The sequence below is a fragment of the Terriglobus sp. YAF25 genome (assembly GCF_052113305.1).
Lineage (GTDB): Bacteria > Acidobacteriota > Terriglobia > Terriglobales > Acidobacteriaceae > Terriglobus.
In genome coordinates, this window is the sequence record NZ_JBFRCY010000412.1 from 1 (window position 1) to 4518 (window position 4518).

Here is a 4518-nt window from a genome sequence, read left to right on the forward strand (position 1 = left end):
CATCTAAGGGAGAGACCGATGGAAGCAACGATTCTGCTGGTCAGTGCTTCGGCAAAGGCGGAAGGCTGCGCGTCGTTCCTGTCAAAACGCCTCAACGCGTCGATTGAGATTGTCGCCAACCGCCGGTCGGCTTTGGCGACGCTGCGCCGCAATGAGTTCCAGGTTGTGATGGTCGATGCTGATCTGGCGATGCAGTATCCAGACGGCGCTGATCTCTTCTGGCAGCACTCCGGCCTGGCCCTGCCGATCCTGTTCCGTATGCCGGCGGAAGACTGCTCTGTGCTGCTCCGCGAGGTTCGTGCCGGGCTGGCACGCCGCGAACGAGAGCAGCAGCTCGCGCGGCGCGCCGTCACTGCATCCCTCGAGGCTGAGCTGAAGTCGTCGGTGACGGGGATTCTGCTGGAATCGGAGCTCGCCCTGCGCGAACCCGGACTTTCTCCGGTTCTGGAACGCCGTTTGCGCCACCTGACAGAGCTAGCCATCTCATTGCGCGACCGCCTGCGTCCGGAGCCCTCCAGCTAGCTGCTATTCGCAAATTGCTCGACCTTTCTTCGGATGCCCCGCCTTCGCAACGCTGAGCATTTTCCCTGTGGAGGCAGTGTGGGGCTTCCGCCGCTGCGGCGCCAGTGAGAAGCGCCCCTTTTGTGATGGCTCGCATAACCGCGTGGGCTTCCAGTGTGCGGCCAGCCCCGCCGGAAATCTGACCTAGTTCCTTTTGGAGTCTGCCGATGATGCTGCTGCGTTCGTACGCTCTTCGTAGCCTTGCCCTGCTTGCCGTATCTGCCCCTGTATTTGCTCAAAGCGCCGATGAGGCTTTGTTGAAGACTGCGGTGGGCGAGTACGCGCAGCATTCTGAGCCCGATGTCCTGGTGGCGGTTCGCCTCTCCGGCAGCGCGCTCACCCTGGAAAGTGAGCGCGCCCGCCGCGTTGCCCTTAAGCCTGAGGGAAGTGGTTTCACCACGGAGGGCGGCAACCAGGCCGTAGACTTTACGCGTGAYGCCAGCGGAAAGGTCACAGGTCTTACCGTTGCGCGCGGCAACATGCATGTGGCGTACGACAAGATCGGTGACGCTCCCGTCACTGTCAGCCACTATCGTCCATACATCCGCACCGAGGCGATGATTCCTGCGCGCGACGGCGTTAAGTTGCACGTGGTCATCCTGCGGCCGGAAGGCTCTGAGAAATCCGGGGAGCCGTTGCCTGTCCTGATGTCGCGCACGCCCTACGGCGCGGGCGGAAGTTCGGACATGGTGAACGGCTCCAAGCCGGAGCTGGCCACCAGCGGCTACATCTTTGTCTACGCCGATATTCGCGGCCGTTATGGCTCCGAAGGCCAGTTCGTCATGAATCGCCCGGTCGTCCATAAGTACGGCGATCGTACCGATGCCAAGCTGGTGGATGAGAGCTCCGATACTTACGACACGGTCGAATGGCTGGTAAAGAACCTGCCGAACAATAATGGTCGCGTAGGTGTTCTGGGTGTCTCGTATCCCGGCTTTCTTGCCATGATGGCCGGCGTCGATCACCACCCGGCGGTGAAGGCGATCTCCCCCCAGGCTCCGATGACGGATGTCTGGATGGGTGACGACTTCTTCCATAACGGAGCCTTCCGCGAGACCTATGGCTTCGATTATGTGCAGCAGTTGGAGCGCGCCAAAGACGATCAGCGCGTTTCCATGAATGACGATCTCTTTGAGTGGTTCCTGAAAAACCGGAACTTTGAGGGCGCAGCCAAGGCAGCCGGCATGGATCACCTGCCGACAGCCAAAGCGTTCTTAACGCAGCCAAGCTATACGAAGTTCTGGCAGGAAATGGCTGTACAGGCCCGCCTGACTCAGATCGAAGTGCCGACTCTTGAAGTCGGCGGCTGGTGGGATCAGGAAGATATGTGGGGCACACAGGCAGAGTACGCTGCGCTTCGTCCGCACGACGGTAAGAAGGACAAGCAGCATGCCGTCTTCATGGTTCTCGGGCCATGGAACCACGGCGGCTGGGGAGCCACTTCACGCCATTTAGGAGCGGTTGATTTCGGAGCTCCCGCGGGCGATCAATACCGCAAGACCATTGAAGCTCCGTTCTTCGAGTTCTACCTGAAGGACAAACCCGGCTTCGATCTCAGGGACACTGCCAGCTTCCGCACCGGTGAAGATCAGTGGCATCGTTACGATGTCTGGCCGCCGAAGACCGGCTTCAAGACGGCGAAGCTCTATCTGGCTCCGCAGAAGAGTGTCAGCTTCGCAGCGCCAAAGGGGGACGACAAATCTTCGGTGGTCACCTACGTCGCTGATCCCGCGAATCCTGTTCCCTATCGCCCCCGGCCGATCCAGTCCACCTATGGCAATGGATCGAAGTGGCGGCAGTGGCTGGTGGAAGATCAGCGCTTCGTGACCAGCCGTAACGATACGGCTGTCTTCCAGTCGCTCGCGCTCGATAAAGACACCACCATCACCGGCGACATCGTCGCGGACCTTTTCGCTTCCACGACAGGCAGCGATGCTGACTGGGTTGTGAAGCTGATCGATGTCTATCCGGACGATGCTCCCGCGCCCATGGCTGGTTATCAGCTCATGATCGTCGATGAGATCTTCCGCGGCCGTTATAACAAGAGCTTCGAGAAGCCTGAAGCCATTGCTCCGAACCATGTCGCTGAGTTCAAGTGGAGTCTTCACGGAGCGGACCACACCTTCAAAAAAGGGCACCGCATCATGGTGCAGGTGCAATCCTCGTGGTTCCCGCTCTACGATCGCAATCCGCAGACCTTCGTGGAAAACATCATGACCGCTCCCGCGGATGCGTATAAGCCGCAGACGCAGAGCATCTATTTCTCGGCAGCCCATCCTTCGCACCTCGAAGTGCTGGTCCCCGCCGAGTAGGAGACTCATGTCGATCAAGACCATCTCCTCACGCGAGGTCTACCGCAATCCCTGGACACGCGTGCGGGAAGACATCATCGAGCGCCCGGGCGGCGTGCGGGGTGTCTATGGCGTTATCGAGAAAGACCCGGCCTGCATCATCATTCCTCTGGAGCGCACATCCGAGGGAGAGTTCGTCTACCTGGTGGAACAGTATCGTTACACCATCGGTAAGCGGTTCAAAGAATTCCCCCAGGGTGGCTGGGAGACTGAAGATATCGTTCCCGAGGAGCTTGCTCATGGGGAATTGGGTGAAGAAACCGGCCTGGTTGCGGGCCGCATGACTCTTCTCAACGAGATGTGGATTGCTTATGGCGTGATGCGTCAGCGGCACTATCTCTATCTCGCGGAGGACTTGAAACAGGGCGCAACGGAGCGGGATCCGGAAGAGCACGACCTCGAGATCTTTCGTGTCTCCGTCGCCGAATTCGAACAGATGATCCTTCGCAGCGAGATCCAGGACAACTGCACTCTCGCTGCGTGGGGCGCCTACAAAGTCTGGCGTGAGCATAACCCGCGTCCGGAATAAAGGAAGTATGCCGTCGATCAAGCATCTTGAATGTTCGCGCTGTGGCCACACGGCCAGCGCATCCGTCCCGCAGAATGTCTGTCCACAGTGCGCAGGCTCCTACTATGTCCGCTACGATCTCTCCGCGGCGAAAGGGCTTGCTGCCCGTGATCGCGTGACAGCGGACTACCCTCGCTCCACGGGAATGTGGCGCTATCGCGAGGTCTTGCCGGAGGTGACGCCGGTTTCCCTCGGTGAAGGCTGGACGCCTATGTTGCCCAGCCGCCGCTACGGCAAGGTATGGGTTAAGGAAGAGGGAGCCAATCCTACCGGAACCTTCAAGGCGCGCGGCATGGCCATGGCCATCTCAATGGCAAAGCATCTGGGCATCCGCAAGGTCGCGGCACCTTCTGCGGGTAACGCCGGCGGAGCGATGGCTGCCTATGCTGCCGCTGCCGGGATGGAAGCTCACATCTTCATGCCGAAGGATGTCCCCCTGTCGAACCAGGTGGAGTGCCACATTCACGGCGCGCATCTCACGCTGGTGGATGGCCTGATCTCCGACTGCGGCCGCATCGTTGCCGAACGCAAAGATGCCGAAGGCTGGTTCGATATGTCCACGCTCAAGGAGCCCTATCGTATCGAAGGCAAAAAGACGATGGGCTACGAGCTGGTAGAGCAGCTCGGATGGCGCTATCCCGCGGCGGTCTTTTATCCCACCGGCGGTGGTGTGGGGATGATCGGCATGTGGAAGGCCTTTGAGGAGATGGAAGAGCTCGGTTGGGTCTCCGGTCCTCGTCCGAAGATGATTGCAGTGCAAGCCGCAGGTTGTGCGCCGATCACGGTCGCCTATGAGGCTGGCGAAAAGGCATCGGTCATGTATCCCAATGCGCAGACCTTCGCGTCGGGCCTGCGGGTGCCAAAGCCATATGGTGACTATCTGATTCTCGATATCGTCCGCGCCAGCGGCGGCACTGTGGTCTCGCGAACTGACGATCAGATCTTTGACGCGCTCTCCGATTGGGGCAAGCACGAAGGCCTGCTGCTCTCGCCGGAAGGCGCTTCGTCGATGGCTGCCTACGACTACCTGATTGAGAC

Annotated in this window: 4 protein-coding genes; all 4 read left to right on the forward strand. The window is 59.9% G+C overall.

Going from position 1 to position 4518, the window contains the following annotated elements:
• A partial coding sequence (locus tag AB4043_RS16815) for a hypothetical protein (protein ID WP_442307574.1) occupies window positions 1–522 on the forward strand: 522 nt, incomplete at its 5' end.
• Between the two features lie 206 nt (window positions 523–728).
• Window positions 729–2873, forward strand: a complete 2145-nt coding sequence (locus AB4043_RS16820; protein WP_442301703.1) for a CocE/NonD family hydrolase — start codon at window positions 729–731, stop codon at window positions 2871–2873.
• Window positions 2874–2880: 7 nt separating this feature from the next.
• The gene (locus AB4043_RS16825) at window positions 2881–3441 is read left to right on the forward strand and encodes an NUDIX domain-containing protein (RefSeq protein WP_442301701.1); all 561 of its coding nucleotides are present in this window, start codon (window positions 2881–2883) and stop codon (window positions 3439–3441) included.
• A gap of 7 nt (window positions 3442–3448) precedes the next feature.
• The coding region (locus AB4043_RS16830; protein ID WP_442307575.1) for a threonine synthase at window positions 3449–4518 on the forward strand (1070 nt) is incomplete at its 3' end.

Excerpts from the sequence above, each read along its gene's own strand:
- AB4043_RS16825 (WP_442301701.1), top strand. The coding sequence starts at position 2,881 with ATGTCGATCAAGACCATCTCCTCACGCGAGGTCTACCGCAATCCCTGG.